We start from the raw sequence: 22,701 nt of genomic DNA, 5'->3' as shown, positions 1-22,701 counted from the left end.
GCCTGATGACGCCTGTTCCTGACAGGCAAAAACCAGAAACCGCACACACTTGAACAAAACCCCGCCGAAAATCGACGGGGTTTGTCAGTGGTCTGAAACCCGGCCTCGCGCCGGGTTTTTTTGTTGGTTGGGTGATCTGTGTTCATGTGGACGCGCCGCCATGGCATTGATGGGGTGCGTGGTTCGACAAGCTCACCATGAGGGAGGTAGATGATTGCAGTTCCCGTCCGTAACCTCACCGAAGCAGGCTTTTCCGCGATGCTCCACTTCCCTCATGGTGAGCTTGTCGAACCACGCACCACGCCGCTGCCATAAAATCGAGGCGGAACAATCTGAAAACCGGATTCCACACTTCGATTTCGGGAGGCCCTACCCCCACACAAGCAGTGCGATCAGCCCGACACTGCCCACGAGCAGCCGCCACCAGCCAAACAGCGCATAGCCGCGCCGCGATACGTAGCCAAGCAGCCAGCGCACGACCATAAGCGCGGCAATGAAGGCGGCGATGAAGCCGATGGCGATGATCTTCACATCCGCTGCCGATAACAGATCGTAATTCTTGTAGAGATCATAGGCGAAGGCGCCGGTCATGGTCGGCATGGCGAGGAAAAACGAAAACTCCGCCGCCGAGCGCTTGTCCGCTCCCATCAGGAGCCCGCCGACGATCGTCGCGCCGGAGCGCGAGGTGCCGGGGATCATCGACAGGCACTGGAACAGACCGATGCCAAGATACATGGAAAGCGGGAACTTCGTGATGTCGTGATAGCGCGGTTTCGTTGCCCAGCGATCCACCCAAAGCAGCACAAAGCCGCCCAGAATGAGCATCACGCAGATCAGAAGCGGTGTTTCAAAGAACACGGTCTTGATGATCTTGTAAGCCAGAACACCAATCACCGCAGCCGGCAGAAAGGCGATCAGAATGCCGATGACGAAGCGCCGCGTTGCCGGGTCGCGCGGCAGGTCGATCAGCATCTGCCAGAGCCGCGCCGCATAGACGCTGAGAATTGCGAGGATGGCGCCGAGCTGGATCAGAACCTCGAAGGCCTTGCCGGTGGATTTGAAACCGAGGAAATGGCCGGCGAGCAGGATGTGCCCGGTCGAGGAGACGGGAATGAACTCCGTCAGTCCTTCGAGGATGCCAAGAAGGAGCGCCCCCACGATGGTCTGATCCGTCATGTTCGCTCCTCAATCAAGGCTTGCTTGTCAGCAGATAAGTCTCCCCCTATAGCTGAGGGAAGAACTCGCAGAATCAGGTAATCGAAGGATTACCGTCACGGCCATGAAATGGCCAGAGCCTTCCTCTAGAAGCAGACGCATGCTGACGCTCTTTCACCATCCCCTTTATGCTTCCTGCCGTTTCGTGCGGCTTTCCTTTGGCGAATATGGCGAGGAACTCGCCCTGATCGAGGAGCGCCCCTGGGCGCGCCGCGAGGAGTTTCTCACGCTCAATCCGGCGGGCACGATCCCCGTCCTGCTTGCCGAGGGCGACCATCCCATTGTCGGTGCAACCGTTATCGCAGAATATCTCGATGAGACGCGTGGCGCGCTGAAGCGCGACAAGCGTCTGATGGCCGAGGATTCTGTCGACCGCGCGGAAATTCGCCGGCTTGTCGAATGGTATCTTCTCAAGGCCGACGCCGACGTGACCCGGCATCTGGTGCGTGAGAGGGCGCTGAAGCCGCAGATGGCGGGGTCGGAAGGTGGCGGTTCGCCGGATTCGGCAGCCATCCGCGCTGCGCGCACCAATGTGCGCCAGCACATGAAATACACGAACTGGCTTGCCGGCACGCGCGACTGGATGGCCGGCAAAAGGCTTTCCTATGCGGATCTCGCTGCCGCGGCCACGCTCTCGGTGCTCGACTATCTGGGCGAGATCGAGTGGCGTGACTATCCGGCGGCGCGCGACTGGTACACCCGCATGAAATCGCGCCCCTCTTTCCGCTCCATTCTGGCTGACCGCGTGCGCGGGCTTTCTCCCGTCTCTCACTACGCGGATCTGGATTTCTGATGAAAAGCGCGCAGGCCGACAGGCTTCGCGCGTTCGTCGAAAAGGAGGCGCGCGCGCTGGGCTTCGATGCCGTGGCCGTGGCCTCGGCAGAGCGTGCTCCCTCGCGTGCGGCCGAGCTTGGCCATTTCCTGAAGGAAGGCCGGCACGGCAGCATGCAATGGATGGAGGAAACGGCGGACCGCCGCGCCCATCCGCGCGATCTGTGGCCGCAGACGCGCTCTGTCATCATGCTCGGCATGAACTACGGCCCGGACGAAAACCCGCTCGAGATCCTGGAGCGTCGGGACCGGGCGGCAATCTCCGTTTATGCGCGCAACCGCGATTATCACGATGTGATCAAAGGCCGGCTGAAACAGCTTGCCGGCAAACTCGCCGCCCGCACCGGCGAGGATGTGAAAGTTTTCGTCGACACCGCGCCGGTGATGGAAAAGCCGCTGGCCCGCGAGGCCGGCCTCGGTTGGCAGGGCAAGCACACAAACCTGGTGAGCCGTGAATTCGGCTCCTGGCTGTTTCTCGGTTCCGTCTTCACCACGGCTGAGTTGTCGCCGGATGCGCCGGAGCGCGACCATTGCGGCTCCTGCCGCGCCTGCCTCGACATCTGCCCGACCAGGGCCTTCCCCGCCCCCTATCAGATCGATGCGCGGCGCTGCATCTCCTATCTCACCATCGAGAACAAGGGGCCGATCCCGCGCGAATTCCGCGTCCCCATGGGGAACCGCATCTATGGCTGCGACGACTGCCTCGCCGCCTGCCCGTGGAACAAGTTCGCTCAAGGCGCCGCCGAGGCGAAGCTTCAGGCGCGCGAGGATCTGAAGGAGCCACCGCTTTCCACGCTTCTGGAGCTGGACGATGCCGGTTTTCGCGCCTTCTTCTCCGGCTCGCCGGTCAAGCGCATCGGCCGCGACCGTTTCATCCGAAACGTGCTGATTGCGGCGGGCAATTCCGGCGAAGCCAGCCTGGTTGACCCGTGCAGGCGCCTCGCCGAAGATGATGCGCCGCTCGTGCGTGGCGCGGCCGTCTGGGCGCTGTCCCGACTTCTGGACGACAAGGCCTTCCGGGCAATCGAAACCCGGCTGCGCCCGCAGGAAACGGACGCACAGGTGCAGGCTGAATGGGACGGACGATCATGACCAAGCGATTCTTCATCTTCGGCGCAGGCTATTCGGGCCGGGCCATCGCCCGTGAGGTCGCCGGCGAAGCCGCCCTGGTGGCCGGCACCACGCGCAGCGCCGGGAACGCCGAGAGGCTGAAGCACGCAGGCATTGTGCCCTTTCTGTTTCAGGACACCGTTTCTCTCGATGCGAAGGAAGCGCTGGCCACCACCACGCATCTCATCGTCAGCGTCGCACCGGATGCGGCGGGCGATCCCGTATTGATCGCCGCCCGCGAGATCATTTCCGGCGCAATGCCCGCGCTCAAATGGATCGGCTATCTCTCGACCGTTGGCGTTTACGGCGATCACGGCGGTGCCTGGGTGGATGAAACGGCGCCCTGCGATCCGGTCTCGGATCGCTCGAAACAGAGGCTTGTGGCGGAGAACGACTGGCTCCGGCTCGGCGAGGAGCTCGGCCTCCCCGTGGCCATCATCCGTCTGTCCGGCATTTACGGTCCGGGCCGCAACCCCTTCTGCAATCTCGAGGCCGGCAAGGCGCGGCGCATCGTCAAGCCGGGCCAGGTGTTCAACCGCATTCATGTCGACGACATCGCGGGCGCGACGGCCCATCTCGCGCGCCGTTTCGAAACGGGCATCTTCAATGTGACCGATGATGCTCCCTCGCCCCCGCAGGACGTGGTGGCATATGCGGCCGCACTGGCCGGGCAGGCCGCCCCGCCGGAGGTTGCATTCGAAGATGCCGGCCTCTCCCCCATGGGGCGGTCGTTTTATGGCGAATGCAAACGTGTCTCGAATGCGCGTCTCAAAAGCACGGGCTACCGGATGCGGCATCCGGATTATCGCGCAGCGCTCGAAACCATGTGGGCGGATGAAAGCTGGCGCGCAGAAGAATCGTAAACGACGGCGGTAAGCGAATCGCAAGCTGTGCTATGATTCGATAATCGCGGGGGTAGGCTCACAACGAGGAAGCGATGCGATTCCAACGGACTCTGAAACTGGTGGCCATGGCCCTGCTGGGACTTTCCACCACGGTTGCCGCCGTTCAGGCCGAGCCTCTCGCCAAGGATCTGTTCGGAGCCAAGCAGCTCCCCGCCGCCACCAGGCCGGCGGCCTATGGCTTCTATTCGAAAGGGTGTTTTTCCGGCGGTGTCGCCATCGCGCGTGACGGGCCGCACTGGCAGGCCATGCGCCTGTCGCGCAATCGTCGCTGGGGGCACCCGGTCCTCATCTCGCTGATCGAGCGCCTGTCGCGGGAAGCCGCGCAGGATGGCTGGCGCGGCCTTCTCGTCGGGGATATTTCGCAACCGCGTGGCGGCCCCATGCTCACGGGCCACGCCTCGCATCAGATCGGCCTTGATGCCGACATCTGGTTCACGCCGATGCCGGCGCAGCGCATGAGCGTGGCCGACCGCGAACGCATCAGCGCCATCTCGATGCTGAAAAAGGATTCGCTCTACGTCGATGACCGCAAATGGACCCCGGCTCATGAAGCGGTCCTGCGGCGTGCGGCGAACTATCCGGAAGTGGAGCGCATTCTGGTGCATCCCGGCATTAAGAAAAAGCTCTGCGACACGGTGCGCGGCGATCGCTCCTGGCTCAGCAAGGTCAGACCATTCTGGGGACATCACTATCATTTTCATGTCCGCATCGGCTGCCCAGCCGGCTCCACCGGCTGCAAGCCGCAAAGCCCGCCGCCGCGCAGCGAGGGATGCGATGATTCACTCGCCTGGTGGTTTACCGACGAACCGTGGAAACCGGCAAAGGGCCCGGCCAAGCCGAAAGCCCGCGACGTGATGACCATGGCGGCCCTGCCCTCCGCGTGCCGCGCCGTGCTCGATGCGCCGAATCCCGCGTCGGAAGCCGCGGTCACCGTCGCCGGCCAGGGCGGTGTTCCGCAGGCCGCCGCAGCGGATCTGCCGGCACTTGGCTATCAGGCGGTCAGCCCTGCAGGTGTCCTGTCCGCGATTCCGCCGGCTCAGGTGCCCAGGCCGAGCAGTCGGCCCGGATTTCAGTAAAACCGCCCGGCTTTGAAGTGGTGGGCGCGTCGACTTTTTGCCGACGATGCGCTTGCCTTCCGCCTTCAACCGATTTAATCCGCTTTTACCTGGTCTTTGGAGCGGCAAATCGTCAGAGTCTGTGCCATGCATTTCAAGAATGAGAACGATACAGCCCTGCGATTTCCCGTCCTGATCGGCGACATCGGCGGCACCAATGCGCGCTTTGCCATTCTGGTGGACTCCAACGCCGAGCCCAAAGCCTTTCCGGTGGTGCAGACCGCGGACTACGCGACCATCGACGAAGCCATCCAGAGCGCCATCCTCGACCGCACCTCCATCATCCCGCAATCGGCGGTGCTGGCGATGGCCGGTCCGGTGGAGGGCGACGAGATCGACCTCACGAATTGCGACTGGGTGGTGCGCCCCCGGAAGATGATGGAGACGATGGGCTTTAGCGACATCATCGTCATCAATGATTTCGAGGCGCAGGCGCTGGCCGTGGTGGCGCTCGACGACGACAATCTTGAGATGGTCTGCCCCGGCACATCGCAGCCCACGGGCAGCCGCGTGGTGCTTGGGCCCGGAACGGGCCTCGGCATGGCCGGGCTTGTTCATGCGCAGCACACCTGGTTTCCTGTGCCGGGCGAAGGCGGGCATGTGGATCTGGGCCCGCGCACCGGGCGGGATCTGGAAATCTTCCCGCATCTGGAGCGGATCGAGGGCCGTGTCGCGGCCGAGCAGATCCTGTGCGGGCGCGGCATGGTCAACCTTTACCGCGCGATCAACGCTGCCGACGGCACGAAACCCGTCCACGAGACGCCGGCAGAGATCAGCAGCGCCGGGCTCGACGGGTCCGATCCCGTGGCCATGGAAACGCTCGATCTCTTCGTGACCTATCTGGGGCGGCTGGCCGGTGACATGGCGCTCATCTTCATGGCGCGCGGCGGTGTCTATCTGAGCGGCGGCATTGCGCAGAAGATCGTTCCGACGCTCAAGAATGGCCATTTCAGGGCGGCATTCGAAGACAAGGCGCCCCACAGCGCTCTGGTGAAAGACATCCCCGTTTATGTCATCACCCATCCAAAGGCCGCTCTTGTCGGCCTCGCCGCCTATGCGCGCACTCCGGTCCGTTTCGGCATCGAAACCCAGGGGCGGCGCTGGAAGGCCGCATGAAAAGCGCCGGCCAGAGCCGGATTCACCGTTGCATGAGCGCAGTCGAACGGGCATAGCCTGTTGCTGGAAAAGCGCGGCTGCTCAACGCCCGGTCGCCCGGCTGAACAGGAACGGATGTTTTGAAGCTTGGAAAGAACAAGGCGGATGTGGGAGAGGTTCTCCCGGTCATTCGCCGCATCTTCGCGGAAAACGGCCGCGACTATATCGGCCACTATCTGATCGCGATTGCCTGCATGCTGGCCATTGCCGCCACCACCGCCTTCAGCGCGTGGATCATGCGCGACATCATCGACGAGGTCTTTTACCGCCAGCGCTGGGAACTGGTTGGCTGGATTTGCGGCGCCATTGTTGCCGCCTTCGCCATTCGCGGTTTCGCCACCTATGGCCAGTCGGTCATGCTGGCAAAGATCGGCAACAACATCGTCGCCCGTTATCAGCAACGCATGTTCGACCATCTGATGCGGCTCGGCATCGGTTATTTTACGGCCACCCGTTCCGGCCAGCTCGCCGCCCAGATCAGTCAGAACGTGACCGGCATCCGCGACCTGCTCAACATGACGGTCGCCTCAATCGCCCGCGATCTCGTCACCCTCATCGGTCTCGTTGCCGTGATGGTGATGCAGGATCCCCTGCTCTCGGTCATCGCGCTGGTGATCGGCCCGCCGCTCATCTACTCGGTCAACTACCTCATGCGCCGGCTGCGCCGCGTGACACGCGAGGCGGTGGATGTGAACTCCCGCCTCTTGGGCGCCATGCAGGAATCGGTCCAGGGCATCGCCATCATCAAGGCCTTCACCATGGAAGACCAGCTCTCGGGCAAGATGTCGGGGCTGATCTCCTATGCCGAGGACCGTTCCAACAAGATCGCCCGTGTCTCCGAGCGCCTTGGCCCCATCACCGAGCTTCTGGCGGGGCTGGCGATTGCCGGCGTGATCGGCTACGCGGCCTGGCGCGCCTCCGTCAGTGCGCAGCCGCCGGGCTCCGTCTTCGCGTTCATCACCGCCCTGCTCCTCGCCTATGACCCGGTGCGCAAGCTTGCCCGCGTGCAGGTCAATCTCGAACGCGCGCTGGTCAATGCCCGCATGATCTATGAGATCCTCGACACCGAGCCCCAGCAGCGCGATGCACCAGGTGCGGGCACGCTTTCGGTCAACAAGGGCACCGTTACCTTCGACAAAGTGGCGTTCTCCTATGGCGACGATCTGCCGGTGCTGCACGGCATCAGCTTTGTCGCCAGAGCGGGTGAGACCACGGCCATCGTCGGCCCATCCGGCGCCGGCAAGTCCACGCTCTTCGCGCTTCTGCAGCGTTTTTACGATCTCGATGGCGGCAGGATCGAAATCGACGGGCAGGACATATCCACCGTCACCAAGAGCTCGCTGCGCAATGCCATCGCCTATGTTTCGCAGCAGCCCTATCTCTTCGAAGGCACGATCCGCGACAACATCCGCTATGGCCGCCCCGATGCAACCGATGCCGAGGTCGAGGAAGCGGCAAGGCTTGCCTTCGCCGACGATTTCATCCGCCAGCAGGCAGAGGGTTACGACACGCTGGTTGGCGAGAATGGCGCCAATCTTTCCGGTGGGCAACGCCAACGCATCTCTATCGCCCGGGCCATTGTGCGCGACGCGCCGATCCTCCTTCTGGACGAGGCGACCTCCGCGCTCGACAACGAGTCGGAGGCCCGAGTCCAGCAGGCGCTGGAAGGCATCATGGAAAGCCGCACCACGCTCGTCATCGCGCACCGGCTTTCCACCGTTGTCAATTCCGACCGCATCGTCGTGCTTGAAGAAGGCCATCTGGTGGAAGAAGGCACGCATGAGAGCCTCCTTGCCAAGCCGCACGGCATCTATGCGCGTTTCCACCGCATGCAGAGCCAGAAGGGCGAGAACCTGCTCGCCAACACCACAGCAGAGCAGCAGGAGCAGAACACATGAGCGATATGGGGCTTGTCATCGTTGGGGCGGCTGGTCGCATGGGCCAGACGCTGATCCGCACCGTGCACGCGATGGACGGGCTGCGTGTCGCCGCTGCGGTGGAGCGTCCGGGCTCTTCTTTCCTGGGGCGCGATGCGGGCGAGCTTGCCGGCATCGGCACGATCAATGTCTCCATCACCGACGACCCGCTCGCCGCCTTCGCAAAGGCCGATGGCGTGCTGGACTTCACCTCGCCGGACTCCAGCGTGGAGTTTGCCGGCTACGCCGCGCAGGCGCAGATCGTCCACGTAATCGGCACCACCGGCCTTGCGCCGGAACACGAAGCGAAGATCAAGGCCGCTTCCCACCACGCCACCATCGTCAAATCCGGCAATATGAGCCTCGGCGTGAACCTTCTCGCCGTTCTGGTGGAGAAAGCAGCCCGTGCGCTGGAGGCGTCCGATTTCGATATCGAGGTGCTGGAAATGCACCACCGTCACAAGGTCGATGCCCCGTCGGGCACAGCACTCCTGCTGGGCGAGGCCGCTGCAAAGGGTCGCGAGATCGCGCTGGCGGAAAAGAGCGTGCGCGTACGCGATGGGCAGACCGGCCCGCGCGAGGAGGGCACGATAGGCTTTGCCACGCTGCGCGGCGGATCTGTCGTTGGCGAGCATTCCGTCATTCTCGCCGGTTCCGGCGAGCGCATCACGCTTTCGCACCAGGCCGAGGATCGCGGCATCTTCGCCCATGGTGCGGCAAAGGCCGCGCTTTGGGCGCATGGCCGCAAGCCCGGCCTCTATTCCATGCTCGACGTGCTCGGGCTCAACTGACCCCACCATCACGAAGCAACAAGGAACGCACCATGTCCGGTACCCTTATTCTCGTTCGCCACGGCCAGAGCGAATGGAACCTGAAGAACCTGTTCACCGGCTGGCGCGATCCGGGCCTCACCGAAAAGGGCCATGAAGAGGCGAAGGATGCCGGGCGCCGGCTGAAGGCGCGCGGTTTCAAGCCGGACATCGCCTACACTTCGGTCCTCTCCCGCGCACAGGTCACCAATGATCACATCCTGAAGGAGCTCGGGATGGAGGATCTGGAGACCATCCGCGACCAGGCGCTCAACGAGCGCGACTATGGTGATCTGTCGGGCCTCAACAAGGACGATGCGCGCGAAAAATGGGGCGAGGAGCAGGTGCATATCTGGCGCCGTTCCTACGACACCCCGCCCCCCGGCGGCGAAAGCCTGAAGGACACGGGCGCGCGCGTGTGGCCCTATTTCCTGCATGAGATTTTGCCGCATGTGCTGCGTGGCGAGACGGTTCTGGTGGCCGCGCACGGCAATTCGCTGCGCTCTCTCGTGATGGCGCTCGACGGCCTTTCGGGCGAGGAGATCGTGAAGATGGAAATCGCCACCGGCGTTCCCATCGTCTATCGGCTCAACGCTGATTCGACCGTGGCCTCGAAAGAGGTTCTGGACGACTGAGCGCCCTTTCGGGGGCGCCCGAAAGCGCCCCCGCCCGCATTTGCGCGAGGCCCGCGCGCGAGCCTTTGTCATTTTCCTGACAAACAGCAAGAATCCGCGTTGACACGGAACGGCTTGGCCCTTACATCGGCATCGCACACCTGCCCAGGTGGCGGAATTGGTAGACGCGCACGGTTCAGGTCCGTGTGCCGCGAGGCGTGGAGGTTCGAGTCCTCTCCTGGGCACCATTCTTCCAGTTCGATACGAGCATCTCCCGGCGCTGCGCGTTTGTTTCCGCAGCGCTTTTTGTATGTCGATCAGGATTGCCGCTTCACGAAGCCGTGCGCAGCTGCACTGTCCCGCTCTGCATCTCCGGTACGGAAACCTGGTTTCGGCCGCGCCGCTTCGCCACATAGAGCTGCTCGTCGGCGGTCGCCATCAGGCTGGAAAAGTCTGCGGCTTCCTCGACAAAGGCGATACCGATGCTCACGCTGAGCCGCGCGAGCCCGTTCCGTTCCGTGTGAAGCTCGATGCGCTCGACGCCGCGCCGCAGCCGTTCGGCAAGCGCTTCGCCCTTTGAAAGTGTGGCCGCTTCGAGAAACACGCCGAATTCCTCGCCGCCGATGCGGCCGGCAAGACCGCCTCCGCAAAACACGTCCCGGATGACATCTGCGATGGCCGCCAGTGCGCGGTCCCCGGTCAGATGCCCGTGTGTGTCGTTGATTCCCTTGAAGTCGTCCGCGTCAATCACGAGCAGAACGCCACCGGCGCCCCGCTGCCCGGCCTGGTTCAGTTCCGCGATGAACGTGCTGCGGTTGAGCAGCCCTGTCATCTCGTCGAGGCGCGCCGCCGCGGCAAGTTTGCGATAGACGCCGGCCAGCTCGCGATGGGTCGCCTCCAGCTCCTGGTGCGCCAGCGCGATCCTGTGGTTCTGGTAAAATGTGTACATGCTGGCAGGAAAGGCGATGAGCAGCGGGCAGAGTGCGCTCAGCAGCGCCGCAAACCAGTTCATGGAACCGCCGGTCAGATGGATGGCAATCCAGCAGATCGCCAGAGAGGCGGTGATGGACAACAGCGTTGCAGTGACAGCTTTGAGGACAACCAGTTTCATGATCTGGCGGATATCAGCCGCCCCTTACCCCAACGTTAAGGGCGTCGGGCCCTGCCGTTGGGGAACGTGCCCCGTCCTCGCCTCATTTGGCCGTTAGGCCCCGGCAACGACAATCCAGGATGAAAAAATGCACAAGCGACTTTCCCGCGGCGCGAAGATCGCGCCCGCAGCCGCCCTGTTCGTCACCGTGCTTTCTGCGCCGGCCTTCGCGCAATGCGGCAGCGCATCATGGTACGCGCTGACCTCCATGACCGCTTCCGGCGAGCGAATGAACCCCGCGGCGATGACAGCGGCGCATCGCACCCTTCCCTTCGGCACGAAGCTGCGTGTGACGAACAAGCGCAATGGCCGCAGCGTGGTGGTGCGGATCAACGATCGCGGCCCGTTCGTGCGCGGCAGGATACTGGATCTGTCGAAAGCGGCTGCCGCAAGGCTTGGCTTCATCCGGGCCGGGCATGCCAGGGTCTGCCTCAAGGCGCAGTGACGCCCTGCGCGCGACCCGGTCAGATGACGGCTTTGCGCTGCGCCGGCGCCTCGTTGTTCTGGCGAAGATAGCCAAGCGTCGCATCGGCGTTGCAGGGGCGGCCGAAGAGATAGCCCTGCCCGCCCGCGCAGCCAAACTGCACCAGCCGGTCGGCCTGTGCTTCGGCCTCGATGCCTTCTGCGACAACATCCATGCCCAGCCCTTCGCACATGGCAAGAATAGCCCGGATGATGTGTTCCGACGGCCGGTCGTCGAGGATCGATGCCACGAAGGCGCGGTCGATCTTCAGCTTGTCGAAATGGAACTCGCGCAGCCGCCCGAGGCTGGACTGGCCGGTGCCGAAATCGTCCAGCGATACGCGGATGCCGACACGGCGCAGATCTTCCACGATGCGACGCGCCGAGGCGGGGTCGTTCATCAGGCCGGTTTCGGTGATCTCGATCTCCAGCCGGCGCGGGTCGAAGCCCGTCCGTTCCAGAATGGAGAGAATCTGCAGCCCGGTATTGTGGTCGACGAGCTGCGATGGCGAGAGATTGAACGACAGGAACAGGTCCTTGGGCCAGTCGCGCGCGGCTTCCGTGGCCTTGCGCAGAACGAGCTGCGAGAGCTGGCCGATAATGCCGCGTTCTTCGGCGATGGGAATGAATATGCCTGGGGAAACCGGTCCAAGGTCCCTGTCCGTCCAGCGGGCGAGCGTCTCGAAACCCACCGTACGGCGTGTGTTCAGGTCCACGATCGGCTGGAAATGCGGCTCCACCTCGCCGGCAGCCACGGCGCGTCTCAGCGCCTGTTCGATATGGGTCACGCGCTTGGCGGCTTCTTCCATTTCGCGTGTGTAGACCACCACGGCCCCACGGCCGGTACGCTTGGCCTGGTAGAGCGCAGTCTCCGCCTTGTTGAGCAGAACCTCGCTCGTTTCCTCTTCCGAATAATAGAGCGAGCAGCCGGCCGAAGCCGAAAGCCTGGCCGTGCGCTGCCCCACATCGTAGGGGGCGGAAAGGATTTCGATCAGGAGCCTGGTCTTCTCGCGTGCCGCCTCCTCGCTGAAGACGAGAGGAAACAGAAACGCAAACTCATCCGCGCCGATCCGCGTCACCGTGGAGTGCGCATCCATCGCCGCCCGAAGCCGCATGGCAACCTGTTGCAGGATTTCGTCGCCGGCAGCGCGGCCGAAGAGGTCGTTGATCGGCTTGAAGCCGTCAAGGTCGAGAACGCCAATCGCAAAGGGGGCGGGGTCGTCGGCGCGTTCTTCGATCAGTCGGTTTATCTTGTCGAAGAACCGACGCATGTTTCCCAGGCCCGTCAACGCATCGGTGAAGGCAAAGTCGGACTGGTCTGCCGTTATCGTCCGTTCTTGTGCGGGCGCCGGCTGCATCGAAACTCCGTTGCTCTGGCGATTTTTTGATCACATGCGCCGAACCATGGACCTAAATTGTTTAGGAATCGTATCCAATATTCGGATAATGCGCACGTGATTGTCGCCGATCCAGGCGCGGCACCGCGCGCGGACCGCCCCACTGGCTTGACACGGGCGCGCTCGCGCCGTCATCTGCTGCCGCCACTGGAATGAGTTTGACGTCGATATTTGCTTGGTCCCATCTTGAGATCGAATGTCGAATTCATAAATTCCATCAGGGTCCCGACCCAGGAAATATAAAGCGGCCAGTGGCACCGTTGTTTCCAGCCTTTGCTCTCGCCGTCGAAGCGGATGGGATGCGAATGTTGGAGGCGAGCTGCCAGTTTCCCTCCGGAGTTTATTCCATGTCCCTTAAAGTCGCGGTCCAGATGGACCACATTTCTACCGTCTCGATTGCCGGCGACACGAGCTTTGCGCTCGCTCTGGAAGCGCAGGCGAGGGGCCATGCGCTCTGGCATTACACGCCGGACAGGCTTTCCATGGTCGATGGAAAGGTCATTGCCTGGGCAGAGACGCTGGAAGTGCGGGACGAAGAGGGCAATCACTTCACGCTGGGCGCGCCGCAGCGGCTCGATCTGTCGGAGATGGACGTGGTGCTTCTGCGCCAGGACCCGCCCTTCGACATGAATTACATCACCACCACCCACATCCTCGACCGCATCCACCCGAAGACACTGGTCGTCAATGATCCATCCTGGGTGCGCAACAGTCCCGAGAAGATCTTCGTCACCGAGTTTGCGGACCTGATGCCCGAAACCCTCATCACGCGCGACACGCGCGAGGTCGACGATTTCCGGAAAAAGCATGGCGACATCATCGTCAAGCCGCTCTACGGCAATGGCGGCGCGGGCATCTTCCATTTGAGGGAGGGCGACCGCAATCTCGCCTCGCTGCTGGAAATGTTCATGGGCGCCTTCCGCGAACCTTTCATCGTGCAGCGCTATCTGAAAGAGGTGCGGGGCGGCGACAAGCGCATCATCCTCATCGAGGGCGAGCCCGTCGGTGCCATCAATCGGGTTCCCGCCGAGCATGATTCCCGCTCCAACATGCATGTCGGCGGCCGCGCGGAACATGCGGAATTGACCGACCGCGAGCGCGAGATCTGCGCGCGCATCGGCCCGTCCCTGCGCGAACGCGGCTTCACCCTGGTCGGCATCGATGTCATCGGTGACTGGCTGACGGAAATCAACGTGACCTCGCCAACGGGCATCCGGGAGGTGAAGAGGTTCGGCGGAGCCGACATTGCCGCCCTGTTCTGGGAGGCCGTTGAGGCGCGTCGGGCCGGCGGCTGATATGGCCCTGTTCCGCCGGCACAACCACCTGCAACCTGAAAACAACTCATACGCTTTCTCGTTCCCGAAACGTTCTTGATCTGATCGCCGGAAACTGCTTCAATACAGTTGCAGGGCGATGAGATTTCTTGTTCTGGCTGTATTTTCTGGTGCGTCTCGCTGGGATGCAGGCTTGCCTGCGTCTTGTGGATGCTGTGTCTTGTGAGTGCCAGGGCATCGGACCGAAAAGTGGGTACCGGTTTTCGGGTTGTTCCGATGCCCTTTCAAAGACCTGGACCGCCCTTTTGCGCCCGAATGGGCGCATGGCGATTCAGAACAGCCGGTTCAGGCGTGGCTGGGGGGATAACGCATGGTTTCGCATGTCCGCACTGTGGCCTTTCAGGGGGTGGAGGCCGTTCCCGTCGACGTGCAGGTCATGGTTGCCCCCGGCAAGATGGGAATGCAGATCGTCGGGCTTGCCGACAAGGCGGTGGCGGAGAGCCGGGAGCGGGTGCAGGCCGCACTTCATGCCTCCGGCCTGTCCATGCCGCCGAAGAAGGTGACGGTCAATCTCGCCCCCGCCGATCTGCCGAAGGAGGGAAGCCATTATGATCTCCCCATTGCTCTTGGGCTGATGGCGGCGCTCGGCGCTGTCCCTTCGGATGCGCTGGCGGGTTACGTCGTCCTCGGCGAACTGTCGCTCGATGGCACGGTCGCTGCGGTCAATGGTGTTTTGCCGGCTGCCATTGGTGCAAACGCCATGGAACGCGGCCTGATCTGTCCCCACGCCTGTGGCGCGGAAGCGGCATGGGCCGGAGCGGATATAGATATTCTCGCTCCGCGCAGCCTCATCGCGCTGGCCAATCATTTCCGGGGTAGCCAGGTCATGAGCCGGCCGGAGCCGGCGCTCTATCCGCCGCCGGCCACGGTTCCGGACCTTGCCGATATTCGCGGGCAGGAAGCCGCCAAGCGAACGCTCGAAGTGGCGGCTGCCGGTGGCCACAATCTCCTGATGGTCGGGCCACCGGGCGCCGGCAAGTCCATGCTGGCGCAGCGCCTGCCGTCCATCCTGCCGCCGCTCTCGCCGCGCGAGCTTCTGGAAGTTTCGATGATCGCCTCCATCGCCGGCGAACTGGCGGATGGGAAACTGTCGGACCGTCGCCCCTTTCGCGCGCCGCACCATTCCGCATCCATGGCGGCCATCGTGGGCGGCGGGTTGAAGGCCCGGCCCGGCGAGGCCTCGCTATCCCATCATGGCGTTCTGTTTCTCGATGAATTGCCGGAGTTCTCCCCGCAGGTTCTCGATTCCCTGCGTCAGCCTCTGGAGACAGCCGAATGCGTGATCGCCCGTGCCAATCACCGGGTCAGCTACCCGGCGCGCATCCAGCTTGTCGCCGCCATGAACCCGTGTCGCTGTGGCATGGCGGGGGAGCCCGGCCATCGTTGCCGGCGCGGGCCGCGCTGCGTGACGGATTATCAGGCGCGCATTTCAGGTCCGCTGCTCGACCGCATCGATCTTCGCATCGATGTTCCGGCGGTTTCTGCTGGAGATCTCATCGGCGGGGCAGGGCGGGCTGAAACGAGCGCTGCCGTGGCCGAGCGTGTCGCCTTTGCCCGGCAAAAGCAGCAGGCACGCTACACGGCGCATGGCCTGCCGGCGTGGACCACGAATGCATCCTGTTCCGCAGCACTCATCGAAGACGTCGTTTCTCTCGATGCCGATTGCACGGCCCTGATCCGTCAGGCGAGCGAGAAACTTGGCTTTTCTGCCCGCGCATATCATCGCGTGCTCAAGGTAGCGCGCACGCTGGCGGATCTCGACGGTGCCGATGCCGTTGCGCGACCCCATATCGCCGAATCGATTTCCTATCGCATGGCCGGGCAGGCAAGGGCGGAGATTGCCTGAATCTGTCGCGCGCGGGGTTCGAGGTTGCCGCAGCCTGAAAAGCACCGCATAGTTGCGCCGGTGGCTGGAGCATCTTGCGGTCAGATGGGATCATCTGGCGTCCGCATGGATGGGGAAGAGTGCAGAAATTGAACGTCCTTCAAGTGCCCGAAAGGGCGCATGGCGCTCCACGGAGAGGATGAAATGGTCGAGACCGGAACCCTGTTGACCTACGTACTCGTTGTCCTGGGACTGTTTCTGATCCCCGGTCCTGCAGTGCTGATGACACTTGCCCGTGCCGCCAGCGGCGGTCGGCGGATCGGCATTGCTACAGGGCTCGGCATCGCGGCGGGCGATCTCGTTCACACGATCATGGCGACAGTCGGCCTGTCCGCGATCCTCATGACCTCGGCGCTGGCCTTCACCATCGTCAAATATATCGGTGTCGCTTATCTGATCTACCTTGGCATCAGTGCTTTTCTGGAGAAGACGGATCGGTTTGATCTGCCCGTCGTGCGGCCGCTGACGGCGCCACGGGCCTTTCGGCAGGCACTGCTTGCCGAGGTGCTCAACCCGAAGACGGCTTTGTTCTTCCTTGCCTTTCTGCCGCAGTTCGTTCAGCCGGGAGGCTCGGCCGTCCTCCAGCTCGCGACACTGGGATTTGTCTTTGTCGTGATGAGCGCGGCCTTCACCTCGCTCATTGCGATCGGCGCCGGCTCGGTCGGTGCGTGGCTGCGGCGCAACCCTGCGGTCGCACGCTGGCAGGGGCGCGTCGTCGGCACCATCTATCTGGCTCTCGGCGCACGTCTTGCCCTGCAGGAAAGATGATGCCTCTGACGAGGAATAAAGCTGGCTAATTAATGCACCGCGCCAGGGCGTCAGGGTTGGATCATGAAACGGTGAACTGTTCCAGAGCATCGGCCCGAAAAGTGGAAACCGGTTTTCGGTTTATTCCGATGCTCCATCAATAGTTTAGATCGTCCTTTGTGCGTCCGGACGGACGCACGGCGATCTTAAGCATCGGCCCGAAAAGTGGAAACCGGTTTTCGGTTTATTCCGATGCTCTATCAATAGTTTAGATCGTCCTTTGTGCGTCCGGATGGACGCACGGCGATCTAGGGAACCCAGCCGGGCAGGGCGGATGCCTGCCGCACCCATGAGGCGAAGCGGGCTTCGTCGAGCACTTCATCCTCATGAAGGTGAAAATAGCGCGTGTTGGCGTCTTTGGATGCCACGGGGGGCAGCGGTTCAAGCGCGGCGCCGTGAAAGAACGCCATTTTGATATAGCGCGTGTAGCAGTGCAGCCCGAGAAACCAGCCCTGGCCCTCGATCCCGTAGAGCGGTGAGTTCCACTTCACCGCCTTGCGAACCTCGGGAAGCTCGCGCACGATCAACCGGTCGATCAGGCGACCGGCCTCACGCTTCCAGCCTGGCATCGCCGCGATGTAGGCCTGAACGGGCGCATCCCCATCGCCCTTGGGTATCTGCGGGTTTCCGCCGGAGAGGAGGCGTGGCGGTTCCGTCTTGCCCTGTGCTTTCCCGGAAGATTTCGCAGGCATCTGCATGCCTCCTGATATTGTTATGCGTTGGCTTTTCCATGCGCGCGGCGGCGCGTCACATAGGGAAGCGCAAAAAGATAAAGTCCGGTGATCAGCAGCAGGATAAGCGGGCCACCGGCCAGAAAGTAAACCCAGACGGGCGGTTCCTGGCCGCGCATCGCCGCGATGGTGTTGATGATCACGCCAAGCGTGAAGGCGATCGAAATCCAGCGATGCGCCTGTCGAAGCCAGAGATTCCACTTCATCTGGTGCGCTCCCGTTTCTGTGTCGATGCGTTCAGTCGCGCGGCGGCGCGAAGGAGCGCGTTCAGCGCGTCCTCGTCGATGGCCTCCCCTTCATGGAAATCGATGGCGCGCCGTGTGTTCCCTTCAAGACTGGCGTTGAAGAGGCCGGAAGGGTCTTCAAGCGAAGCACCCTTGGCAAAGGTCATTTTCACGGCCTTCTTGTAGGTCTCGCCGGTGCAGAGCATACCGTCCTGATACCAGACCGGCACGCCGCGCCATTTCCACTCCTCGATCACGTCGGGAAGCGCCTGTTTGATGATGTCGCGAAGCCTTGAAAGCAACTCGCCGCGCCAGTCGCCCAGTTCCGCGATCCTGGCGTCGATCAGCTCGGGCGGTGATTTTCCGGTATCGGCTGTGGTCATGTATCGTCCTCATGCATTCCAGGTTCGCATTCGTTCGGCTTTGCGCAGCCGCCTCAGTCGAGCCTCTCGACCACCCGTTCGAGCGCGGAGATAAAGCGCGGCCATCCCACACTTGCGCCCTGAAAATAGGGCTTCTGGTTCGGCTGAAACCCTTCCTGCTCCATGCGCAGGAGCGTCCCGTCCTTTGTGGGAGTGAGGATCCAGCTGACGGTGCTGCGCAGGTCCTTCGTGTCCCAGGCATAGGAAAGCGCCCTGTGCGGTTCCACCGTCTCTACCACGCAGTCCACGCCGCCCCAGTCGGCGGTCAGGCTGAACCGGTGGCCCTCACGCGCTTCGAAATCGTTTTTCATCAGCCATTCCGCGATCAGGTGCGGCTGCGTGAGCGCGCGCCAGATCTTTTCCGGCGGGTGCGGAATCTCACGCTCGACCACCACGGAGCGCGTTTCGGTTGCGGCATGTGTCATTGATCCATCCTGTTGAGCAGGTCTTCAAGGTCGTCGAAGCGGCTCTGCCAGAAGCCGTTCATCTCTTTTGTCCAGTCGATGAGGGGAGCCAGCGCTTCGATCTGCGCGCTGTAACGGGTCTGCCGGCCCTCCTGATGATCGCGTACAAGCCCCGCGCGTTTCAGCACGCCGAGGTGTTTTGAGACGGCGGGTTGCGACACACCGGCGCCGGCCGTCAGCACCCCGACCGTCAGGTCGCCGTCACGGCAAAGACGTTCGAAGATCGCGCGGCGCGTCGGGTCCGCCAGCGTACGAAAGAGGATATCGCGGGACTGCTGCATTACAACTCATAGCTAGAGGGCTATGAATTAAACCGATAGCTCTCCGGTTATGAGTTGTCAAGACCATGCGATGGAGCGTGGCGCGTAGCAGTGCGCGCCGATCTAATGTGCGCCTGCAGCCTGCAATATCGCAACGATCTCCGCATAGCCGCTGCGCTTTGCATGCTGCAGGGCGGTCATGCCCGCGCGGTCGGCGATGTTGGTGTCGGCACCGGCGTCGACCAGCAGTTTGACGATGGCCACATGGTCCGGCCCTCCGTCGCCCAGGATCACCGCCTCCAGCAACGCCGTCCAGCCAAGCCTGTTGATGTGATCCGGGTCCACGCCGGCAGCGATCAGCGTCTGCACGGTTTCGACATGGCCACGTTCGGCAGCGGGAATGAGTGCCGTGCCACCGAACCGGTTGGTGCTTTCAAGATCGGCCCCGTTTTCGAGCGTCAGGCGAAGAATTTCCAGATAGCCCCGCGCGCCTGCAAGAAGATAGGGGCTGTCGTCGATCCCGTCCCGCGCATTGACGTCGGCACCCGCTTCGATGAGAAGACGTGCGGCGTCGGTCTGGTTTGTCTGGACGGCGGCCATCAGCGCCGTTCTTTGCCGCGCGTCGCGTTCCTCGAGTGCCGCGCCGGCCTGGAGCGCGCGTTGTAGCGCGGCGAGGTCGCCGCCTTCGGCAGCCGCGATGAGAGGGGTCTGCGCAAAAGCGCCGGTGTGAGAGGCCACAGCCATCAGAAGCGCCGCCACAAGGCACAAAACCTGTCGGCCCGGCAAAGACATGAAGCCATGCATCCAGAACTCCCGTTTCAGCAGGGTCGGAGAGTTTAGGGCATCGGACCGAAAAGTGGAATCCGATTTTCGGGCTATTCCGATGCTTCATCAATGGTTTAGATCGTCTTTTGTGCGTCCGGATGGACGCACAGCGATCTAGAAGCCAATTGTGACGAAGATGGGGGCGACGTGATCGATTATTCGCTGACCGCGCCGACAACCGGGTTGTTGCCTTCGCGAAGGCTGACCCACCGTCCCGTGTGGTTGCTGGCCTGCCGCTTCAGGTAGCGATAGTTCGTGGCGCTCCACAGCTTCACGCTGTCATTCAGGTTGTCGAGCACAAAGTCACCCCGGTCGGTGCGCACGGTCAGGACGGCATGGCCCTCGCCATTGGGCTTGCGGACAACGGTGATCAGCAGGTTGGTAAGCGATAACCCTGCACGCTTTAGCGCCCGGCGCTTTTCCAGAACATAGTCTTCGCAGTCGCCCACCCCGGTCGAGGGATAGGTCCAGACCTCTTCCGCGCCATAGATGTCGATGTCGTTCATCGGTTTCACGGCGCGATTCACCGCCGCGTTGACATCGCTGACCGTCTTCCAGAGCGACTTCGTCATGTGCTCCGGCCCCTGGTCGCGCAGGCGAATGGAGCATTCAACGGGATTGGCCTTGCAGAACTCATAATGCCCGATCGGCTGGGACGTGAACCCGCCGGTCGCCATCATGCCCGTCGCCCCGGCCGGTGCCGTCATGGCGCCAGCCAGAATCAGGCCCGCAAAAACCCCGTTGCGGATTACCCCCCGCAAAGCAGCCATCATGCCGCTCCCCGCTTGTTTCTATCGTTAACGAAACGTTAAGAAACGCGAGGGGTCGCTGTCAATCGGCGGGCGGGCAATCTTACCAGCTATGGTTACCAGCGCCGGATCGCGGCGCTGGTTTCATCTGCTCTGTTGCTGAAATGCACAGCGAGTCGAGGTAGCTTTTATGCAGGGGTCTTCGACGTGCCAGGAAATTCCGGAAAACGGTCCCGTTTTCCGGAATTTCAGGGCTGCTTGGCCCGAATTTGTCGTTTCTGGACCTTTTTCCGGGAAACGCCGGTGGGGGCTTTTGCCGTGGTTTTCAGCCCGCCGGCAGGGTGGCTGCGCATGAAGTCGAGAATGCGTGGCGCGATCTCGGAGCGGAAACGCGAACCGTTGAAGACACCATAATGGCCAACTGTCGGCTGCATGTAGTGATGGCGCATGTCTTCGGGAATGTTGACGCATAAATCATGCGCGGCCTTCGTCTGGCCGACGCCGGAAATGTCGTCGTTCTCGCCTTCCACGGTCAACAGCGCCACACGGCGAATGGCGGCGGGATCCACCAGCTCGCCACGATGCCGCATCTGCCCGCGCGGCAGGTCGTGGCGAATGAACACGGTCTCCACGGTCTGCAGGTAAAACTCGGCGGTCAGGTCCATGACGGCGAGATACTCGTCATAGAAGTCGCGGTGCTTCTCGGCAGAATCGCCGTCATTCTTCACAAGGTGCATGAAGAAGTCCTTGTGCGCCGTGATGTGCCGGTCGAGGTTCATGCTCATGAAGCCGGAGAGCTGCAGAAAACCCGGGTAGACATGCCGCATGAAACCGGGGTTGGGCCACGGCACCGGCATGATCACATTGTCGCGGAACCAGGATATGTCCTTCTGCTCGGCCAGTTCGTTGACGGCGGTCGGGTTCTTGCGCGTGTCGATCGGCCCACCCATCAGCGTCATGCTGGCGGGCACGTTTTTCTCACCGCGCGCTTCCATCAGCGCGATGGCCGCAAGCACCGGAACGGAAGGCTGGCAGACTGCCATCACATGCGTGTCGGGGCCCATATGGTCGAAGATGTCGATCAGGTAATCGATATAGTCGTCGAGATCGAACGACCCATCGGCGACCGGCACCATGCGCGCGTCCGCCCAGTCCGTGATGTAAACATCCGCATAGGGCAGCATGGTCTCCACCGTGCCGCGCAGCAGCGTGGCATAATGGCCCGACATCGGCGCGACCATCAGGATCTTCGGACCCGGATGCGCGCTTTTAGGCAGGTCGCGCTTGAAGCGTATGACATTGCAGAAAGGTTGCGACCAGACGGTCTGTTCGCGCACGGCCACTTTCACGCCGTTGACGCTGGTCTCCTTGAGGCCGAATTCGGGCTTGGTATAGCGGCGCGTGCTGCGCTCGAAGACCTCCGCGGCCGCGGCCACCGTGCGACCGAAATAGGTCTTGGCGACGGGGTTTAAAGGATTGCTGTAAAAGAGCCGAACCGCGTCGGCATAAGCCCGCGCCGGTTGAATCGCGGCGTGGTTGAATTCATAGAGCTGATAATACATTGCTAGGTTTCCTGGGAGGACCTTCGCTATGGCCAGACCGCCGGGGGAGGTGTGTGTAGAGCGGTGTAGCCTTGGTCGTTTGCATACCAATTAGAGTAAACGACTTTTGCTGCGTTGCAATAGAACCGCTGGTTTCTCGGCAATTGGGCAGTGTAGAAGTTGCAACGTATTGATATTAATAAAAAATTAGGCATGCAATATTAGCCGGGTCTGTTGCGACGCAGCATCAAAACACGGCTTTCCGCCGCAATTCCGGGCGGAATCTCGGAGAAAAAGCGTTCTTTCAGCGCTTCGGGCACTGAAATGAGCGGCTGCTCCGCAAAGCCATGCCGCGCATAAAACGGCGCATTGAACGGCACGGCCCGAAAGGTGGAGAGCGACACGCCGTCAAGGCCGCGCGAGACGCTTTCGGCAACCACCGCCCTGAGCAGCGCACTGCCCAGCCCGCGCTTGCCGTGCTCCGGCGCGACGGAAAGCTCCTTCAGATGAAGAAACAAACCGATGTTGCCGCAAATGGCGAAGCCGACGGCACCATCGGCTTCGTGCTCCGCGACAAGGGTGTGGTTCTCAAGGGCGATCCGGTCGAAGGCGTTCGACGCCATGGCCGGTGTGGCGGCCAGGCCGGCATATCCATGCGCGGCAAAGAGCCGTGCGGCACGCGCCTCCACCGCCGGCAGCAGCGCGGCGTCTGCGCTCCGATAGCGCCGGATCGTATAATTCTCAGGCAGATCGAGCGTGGCTCTGTCCTCTCCCCGCGCT

General features: G+C 62.5%; 24 protein-coding genes and 1 tRNA gene. 13 read left to right on the top strand and 12 right to left on the bottom strand.

Annotated elements, in window-relative coordinates; genetic code table 11:
* Positions 1-369: 369 nt before the first annotated feature.
* On the bottom strand, positions 370-1,176 hold the full coding sequence (locus tag AC07E3_RS19725; protein WP_336070849.1) for an undecaprenyl-diphosphate phosphatase: 807 nt from the start codon (positions 1,174-1,176) through the stop codon (positions 370-372).
* A 139-nt stretch (positions 1,177-1,315) separates the two neighbouring features.
* Here AC07E3_RS19725 and AC07E3_RS19720 point away from each other — a divergent pair, with 139 nt between their 5' ends.
* From AC07E3_RS19720 to AC07E3_RS19680, 9 genes are all read left to right on the top strand, one after another.
* Positions 1,316-2,008: a glutathione S-transferase family protein gene (locus AC07E3_RS19720; protein ID WP_007009090.1), complete on the top strand. Its 693-nt coding sequence runs from the start codon at positions 1,316-1,318 to the stop codon at positions 2,006-2,008.
* Positions 2,008-3,138: a tRNA epoxyqueuosine(34) reductase QueG gene (queG, locus tag AC07E3_RS19715; RefSeq protein WP_478364268.1), complete on the top strand. Its 1,131-nt coding sequence runs from the start codon at positions 2,008-2,010 to the stop codon at positions 3,136-3,138. The genes AC07E3_RS19720 and queG overlap by 1 nt, the downstream gene beginning before the upstream one ends.
* On the top strand, positions 3,135-4,019 hold the full coding sequence (locus tag AC07E3_RS19710) for an SDR family oxidoreductase (protein WP_478364266.1): 885 nt from the start codon (positions 3,135-3,137) through the stop codon (positions 4,017-4,019). The genes queG and AC07E3_RS19710 overlap by 4 nt, the downstream gene beginning before the upstream one ends.
* 74 nt (positions 4,020-4,093) lie before the next feature.
* The gene (gene mepA / locus AC07E3_RS19705; protein WP_478364264.1) at positions 4,094-5,137 is read left to right on the top strand and encodes a penicillin-insensitive murein endopeptidase; all 1,044 of its coding nucleotides are present in this window, start codon (positions 4,094-4,096) and stop codon (positions 5,135-5,137) included.
* Between the two features lie 126 nt (positions 5,138-5,263).
* Complete coding sequence (locus AC07E3_RS19700) at positions 5,264-6,292, top strand: glucokinase (protein WP_478364262.1); 1,029 nt, start codon at positions 5,264-5,266, stop codon at positions 6,290-6,292.
* 119 nt (positions 6,293-6,411) lie between these two features.
* Positions 6,412-8,229 (top strand): ABC transporter ATP-binding protein, encoded by a 1,818-nt coding sequence (locus tag AC07E3_RS19695; RefSeq protein WP_478364260.1) that lies wholly within the window; start codon positions 6,412-6,414, stop codon positions 8,227-8,229.
* Entirely contained in the window at positions 8,226-9,038 is an 813-nt protein-coding gene (gene dapB, locus AC07E3_RS19690) for a 4-hydroxy-tetrahydrodipicolinate reductase (RefSeq protein ID WP_478364258.1), read from the top strand. The genes AC07E3_RS19695 and dapB overlap by 4 nt, the downstream gene beginning before the upstream one ends.
* 32 nt (positions 9,039-9,070) lie before the next feature.
* On the top strand, positions 9,071-9,691 hold the full coding sequence (locus AC07E3_RS19685; RefSeq protein WP_025029687.1) for a 2,3-bisphosphoglycerate-dependent phosphoglycerate mutase: 621 nt from the start codon (positions 9,071-9,073) through the stop codon (positions 9,689-9,691).
* Between the two features lie 142 nt (positions 9,692-9,833).
* A tRNA-Leu gene (locus tag AC07E3_RS19680) sits at positions 9,834-9,918 on the top strand.
* Positions 9,919-10,001: 83 nt separating this feature from the next.
* On the opposite strand, the gene AC07E3_RS19675 is transcribed toward AC07E3_RS19680, so the two are convergent.
* Entirely contained in the window at positions 10,002-10,781 is a 780-nt protein-coding gene (locus AC07E3_RS19675; RefSeq protein WP_478364256.1) for a GGDEF domain-containing protein, read from the bottom strand.
* A gap of 127 nt (positions 10,782-10,908) precedes the next feature.
* Here AC07E3_RS19675 and AC07E3_RS19670 point away from each other — a divergent pair, with 127 nt between their 5' ends.
* Complete coding sequence (locus AC07E3_RS19670) at positions 10,909-11,265, top strand: septal ring lytic transglycosylase RlpA family protein (RefSeq protein ID WP_336070810.1); 357 nt, start codon at positions 10,909-10,911, stop codon at positions 11,263-11,265.
* Positions 11,266-11,284: 19 nt separating this feature from the next.
* Here the strand turns inward: AC07E3_RS19670 and AC07E3_RS19665 are convergent, their stop codons facing one another.
* Complete coding sequence (locus tag AC07E3_RS19665) at positions 11,285-12,640, bottom strand: putative bifunctional diguanylate cyclase/phosphodiesterase (RefSeq protein ID WP_065816724.1); 1,356 nt, start codon at positions 12,638-12,640, stop codon at positions 11,285-11,287.
* A gap of 386 nt (positions 12,641-13,026) precedes the next feature.
* On the opposite strand from AC07E3_RS19665, the gene gshB reads away from it, so the two are divergent.
* The 3 genes from gshB to AC07E3_RS19650 all read left to right on the top strand — a co-directional run bounded on the left by gshB (position 13,027) and on the right by AC07E3_RS19650 (position 16,666).
* The gene (gshB, locus tag AC07E3_RS19660; RefSeq protein WP_007009078.1) at positions 13,027-13,974 is read left to right on the top strand and encodes a glutathione synthase; all 948 of its coding nucleotides are present in this window, start codon (positions 13,027-13,029) and stop codon (positions 13,972-13,974) included.
* A 349-nt stretch (positions 13,975-14,323) separates the two neighbouring features.
* Positions 14,324-15,859 (top strand): YifB family Mg chelatase-like AAA ATPase, encoded by a 1,536-nt coding sequence (locus AC07E3_RS19655; RefSeq protein ID WP_478364254.1) that lies wholly within the window; start codon positions 14,324-14,326, stop codon positions 15,857-15,859.
* 183 nt (positions 15,860-16,042) lie between these two features.
* Positions 16,043-16,666 carry a LysE family translocator gene (locus AC07E3_RS19650; RefSeq protein WP_292899980.1) on the top strand — a complete coding sequence of 208 codons (624 nt, stop codon included), beginning with the start codon at positions 16,043-16,045 and terminating at the stop codon, positions 16,664-16,666.
* Positions 16,667-16,953: 287 nt separating this feature from the next.
* Here the strand turns inward: AC07E3_RS19650 and AC07E3_RS19645 are convergent, their stop codons facing one another.
* The 9 genes from AC07E3_RS19645 to AC07E3_RS19605 form a co-directional block, all read right to left on the bottom strand.
* A complete protein-coding gene (locus AC07E3_RS19645; RefSeq protein WP_336070801.1) occupies positions 16,954-17,397 on the bottom strand; it encodes a DUF1801 domain-containing protein in 444 nt (147 codons plus the stop codon).
* Between the two features lie 20 nt (positions 17,398-17,417).
* Entirely contained in the window at positions 17,418-17,642 is a 225-nt protein-coding gene (locus AC07E3_RS19640; RefSeq protein ID WP_065816722.1) for a hypothetical protein, read from the bottom strand.
* A complete protein-coding gene (locus AC07E3_RS19635; RefSeq protein ID WP_478364252.1) occupies positions 17,639-18,043 on the bottom strand; it encodes a DUF1801 domain-containing protein in 405 nt (134 codons plus the stop codon). The genes AC07E3_RS19640 and AC07E3_RS19635 overlap by 4 nt, the downstream gene beginning before the upstream one ends.
* Positions 18,044-18,096: 53 nt before the next feature.
* Positions 18,097-18,507: an SRPBCC family protein gene (locus tag AC07E3_RS19630; RefSeq protein WP_478364250.1), complete on the bottom strand. Its 411-nt coding sequence runs from the start codon at positions 18,505-18,507 to the stop codon at positions 18,097-18,099.
* Positions 18,504-18,827 (bottom strand): ArsR/SmtB family transcription factor, encoded by a 324-nt coding sequence (locus AC07E3_RS19625; RefSeq protein WP_322340143.1) that lies wholly within the window; start codon positions 18,825-18,827, stop codon positions 18,504-18,506. The genes AC07E3_RS19630 and AC07E3_RS19625 overlap by 4 nt, the downstream gene beginning before the upstream one ends.
* 102 nt (positions 18,828-18,929) lie before the next feature.
* A complete protein-coding gene (locus tag AC07E3_RS19620) occupies positions 18,930-19,550 on the bottom strand; it encodes an ankyrin repeat domain-containing protein (RefSeq protein WP_478364248.1) in 621 nt (206 codons plus the stop codon).
* A gap of 236 nt (positions 19,551-19,786) precedes the next feature.
* Positions 19,787-20,401, bottom strand: coding sequence for a transglutaminase-like cysteine peptidase (locus AC07E3_RS19615; RefSeq protein WP_478364246.1), 615 nt, complete (start codon positions 20,399-20,401; stop codon positions 19,787-19,789).
* A gap of 227 nt (positions 20,402-20,628) precedes the next feature.
* On the bottom strand, positions 20,629-21,942 hold the full coding sequence (locus tag AC07E3_RS19610) for a polyhydroxyalkanoate depolymerase (protein WP_336070790.1): 1,314 nt from the start codon (positions 21,940-21,942) through the stop codon (positions 20,629-20,631).
* A 200-nt stretch (positions 21,943-22,142) separates the two neighbouring features.
* Positions 22,143-22,610: a GNAT family N-acetyltransferase gene (locus AC07E3_RS19605; protein WP_478364244.1), complete on the bottom strand. Its 468-nt coding sequence runs from the start codon at positions 22,608-22,610 to the stop codon at positions 22,143-22,145.
* Positions 22,611-22,701: the final 91 nt, after the last annotated feature.

Source organism: Nitratireductor lacus, assembly GCF_056431025.1.
Note: the sequence above shows the minus strand (reverse complement) of the source record. Positions and strands in the feature narration are given on the sequence as shown.

Excerpts from the sequence above, each read along its gene's own strand:
- AC07E3_RS19645 (WP_336070801.1), bottom strand. The coding sequence starts at position 17,397 with ATGCCTGCGAAATCTTCCGGGAAAGCACAGGGCAAGACGGAACCGCCA.
- AC07E3_RS19610 (WP_336070790.1), bottom strand. The coding sequence starts at position 21,942 with ATGTATTATCAGCTCTATGAATTCAACCACGCCGCGATTCAACCGGCG.
- AC07E3_RS19615 (WP_478364246.1), bottom strand. The coding sequence starts at position 20,401 with ATGGCTGCTTTGCGGGGGGTAATCCGCAACGGGGTTTTTGCGGGCCTG.
- AC07E3_RS19675 (WP_478364256.1), bottom strand. The coding sequence starts at position 10,781 with ATGAAACTGGTTGTCCTCAAAGCTGTCACTGCAACGCTGTTGTCCATC.
- AC07E3_RS19640 (WP_065816722.1), bottom strand. The coding sequence starts at position 17,642 with ATGAAGTGGAATCTCTGGCTTCGACAGGCGCATCGCTGGATTTCGATC.
- AC07E3_RS19725 (WP_336070849.1), bottom strand. The coding sequence starts at position 1,176 with ATGACGGATCAGACCATCGTGGGGGCGCTCCTTCTTGGCATCCTCGAA.
- AC07E3_RS19670 (WP_336070810.1), top strand. The coding sequence starts at position 10,909 with ATGCACAAGCGACTTTCCCGCGGCGCGAAGATCGCGCCCGCAGCCGCC.
- gshB (WP_007009078.1), top strand. The coding sequence starts at position 13,027 with ATGTCCCTTAAAGTCGCGGTCCAGATGGACCACATTTCTACCGTCTCG.
- AC07E3_RS19650 (WP_292899980.1), top strand. The coding sequence starts at position 16,043 with ATGGTCGAGACCGGAACCCTGTTGACCTACGTACTCGTTGTCCTGGGA.
- mepA (WP_478364264.1), top strand. The coding sequence starts at position 4,094 with ATGCGATTCCAACGGACTCTGAAACTGGTGGCCATGGCCCTGCTGGGA.
- AC07E3_RS19630 (WP_478364250.1), bottom strand. The coding sequence starts at position 18,507 with ATGACACATGCCGCAACCGAAACGCGCTCCGTGGTGGTCGAGCGTGAG.
- AC07E3_RS19655 (WP_478364254.1), top strand. The coding sequence starts at position 14,324 with ATGGTTTCGCATGTCCGCACTGTGGCCTTTCAGGGGGTGGAGGCCGTT.
- AC07E3_RS19710 (WP_478364266.1), top strand. The coding sequence starts at position 3,135 with ATGACCAAGCGATTCTTCATCTTCGGCGCAGGCTATTCGGGCCGGGCC.
- AC07E3_RS19700 (WP_478364262.1), top strand. The coding sequence starts at position 5,264 with ATGCATTTCAAGAATGAGAACGATACAGCCCTGCGATTTCCCGTCCTG.
- AC07E3_RS19620 (WP_478364248.1), bottom strand. The coding sequence starts at position 19,550 with ATGGCTGTGGCCTCTCACACCGGCGCTTTTGCGCAGACCCCTCTCATC.
- AC07E3_RS19685 (WP_025029687.1), top strand. The coding sequence starts at position 9,071 with ATGTCCGGTACCCTTATTCTCGTTCGCCACGGCCAGAGCGAATGGAAC.
- AC07E3_RS19720 (WP_007009090.1), top strand. The coding sequence starts at position 1,316 with ATGCTGACGCTCTTTCACCATCCCCTTTATGCTTCCTGCCGTTTCGTG.
- AC07E3_RS19665 (WP_065816724.1), bottom strand. The coding sequence starts at position 12,640 with ATGCAGCCGGCGCCCGCACAAGAACGGACGATAACGGCAGACCAGTCC.
- dapB (WP_478364258.1), top strand. The coding sequence starts at position 8,226 with ATGAGCGATATGGGGCTTGTCATCGTTGGGGCGGCTGGTCGCATGGGC.
- queG (WP_478364268.1), top strand. The coding sequence starts at position 2,008 with ATGAAAAGCGCGCAGGCCGACAGGCTTCGCGCGTTCGTCGAAAAGGAG.
- AC07E3_RS19625 (WP_322340143.1), bottom strand. The coding sequence starts at position 18,827 with ATGCAGCAGTCCCGCGATATCCTCTTTCGTACGCTGGCGGACCCGACG.
- AC07E3_RS19635 (WP_478364252.1), bottom strand. The coding sequence starts at position 18,043 with ATGACCACAGCCGATACCGGAAAATCACCGCCCGAGCTGATCGACGCC.